2 protein-coding genes and 1 pseudogene are annotated in these 1,265 nt (G+C 54.9%); all 3 read right to left on the bottom strand.

Going from position 1 to position 1,265, the window contains the following annotated elements; genetic code table 11:
* Positions 1 to 162: 162 nt before the first annotated feature.
* A complete protein-coding gene (locus FN633_RS06665) occupies positions 163 to 465 on the bottom strand; it encodes a phage baseplate plug family protein (RefSeq protein ID WP_154058845.1) in 303 nt (100 codons plus the stop codon).
* Positions 465 to 1,025: a phage baseplate protein gene (locus FN633_RS06660; protein ID WP_154057177.1), complete on the bottom strand. Its 561-nt coding sequence runs from the start codon at positions 1,023 to 1,025 to the stop codon at positions 465 to 467. The genes FN633_RS06665 and FN633_RS06660 overlap by 1 nt, the downstream gene beginning before the upstream one ends.
* Positions 1,025 to 1,265: pseudogene (locus FN633_RS18375) on the bottom strand (lytic transglycosylase catalytic); the annotation flags it as partial. The pseudogene FN633_RS18375 and the gene FN633_RS06660, both read right to left, overlap by 1 nt.

Below are 1,265 nucleotides of genomic sequence, written 5' to 3'. Positions count from 1 at the left end.
ACAGGTTAAATATTTTTATCTCTGCCGTCCGGGACGGGCTGTTGCTGCTGTTGTGCCAGCGAATGGTGAAATAAACTTTAAATTCGCTAAAGTCGATCCACTTCCCGTCTTTGTCCTTGAGCTGCAGTTCGAAATGACGCATCCAGTTCTGTGCCATGCTGCTTACTCCGTGATAACCATAAGATGGCTGTTGCTGCCCAGATCGGTTTGCGTGGGATAGTCCCGATCGTTGGCATCGCAGACGACGATCAGCTTAATGCCGGGCTGCAGCCAGGCGTACTGCGCCAGCAGATCCCCCCCGGTGACCAGAGGCAGGCCGGAAACTAACGCTTCCCCCCTCTCATCCTGCAGATCCATCACCCAGCAACTGCCCCGCCAGATGATACGCACCTGCCAGGTCGTACCGGCAAGGGTGATGCTGAACTGCTGGTTATCTGCGGTAAGCGGGATCTCTTCAATTGTCATCATTGCCCTCCCGACGCTAATGCGATGCTGCCTGCCGGTTTCGTGGTTTTGGTACCGGTATTGCGCACCTTAGCGGTGTTAACGCCCGTCTTCATCTCACTTTTATCAGCCACGTAGACCTCTTTGGTCTGGACGAGAATGACCTCTTTCAGCGTCAGGTCAGCAAAAAGGACGTTTTCGCTCGCGTTATCCGTGGTCACCTTCAGCGTGGCGATCAGCATATTGTTATACTGCCGTTTTCCGGTGGTGACATTGAAAGGCATTCGACTTGCCTGCAGATCCAGCAGCTGCTGGTAGGTCTCCTGTGGACTCAGCCCCAGCAGACGGGTAGCAGTAAGACTGCCGGCAAAGTCCAGCAGCGTGCCGCCGCCGGCAAAACCGACGTTCATCGTCAGCTCTGCCGGTTTTTTGTAGGCGTGATCGGCAATCACCGCGCCATTCTCAATGGGATGCTCGGTAATGGTCAGCGTATCGGTGTGAATTTCAGAAGTCACGACGCTGGGGATCATCACGCCGATTTGCCGCGTATGCTGATGAAACAGGGTTGAAAGATAATCCATTAGCCCACCTTTACCTGGTTGACGCGCATAAACTGGGCGTTGGCGGAGTTCTGATGAAGCTCCACCTCGGCCCCGATCTGCTGCGCGTTGTTGCCATAGATGTAGTAGCTGTTGTGCTGATCAAGCTGCGGCCCGGCAACGTTCGTCGCAACGGTCGTGTCCCGCTCCCGCGCGATCAGATCGCGGGAATAGATACTCCGGTTATTCTCCGGGTGGAGAACGTTAACAGTGTCATCCCAA

Source organism: Pseudescherichia vulneris (assembly GCF_902164725.1).
GTDB lineage: Bacteria > Pseudomonadota > Gammaproteobacteria > Enterobacterales > Enterobacteriaceae > Pseudescherichia > Pseudescherichia vulneris.
Note: the sequence above shows the minus strand (reverse complement) of the source record. Positions and strands in the feature narration are given on the sequence as shown.

What these genes read in the sequence shown, in the direction of transcription:
- FN633_RS06665 (WP_154058845.1), bottom strand. Translation starts at nt 465, where the DNA reads ATGACAATTGAAGAGATCCCGCTTACCGCAGATAACCAGCAGTTCAGC.
- FN633_RS06660 (WP_154057177.1), bottom strand. Translation starts at nt 1,025, where the DNA reads ATGGATTATCTTTCAACCCTGTTTCATCAGCATACGCGGCAAATCGGC.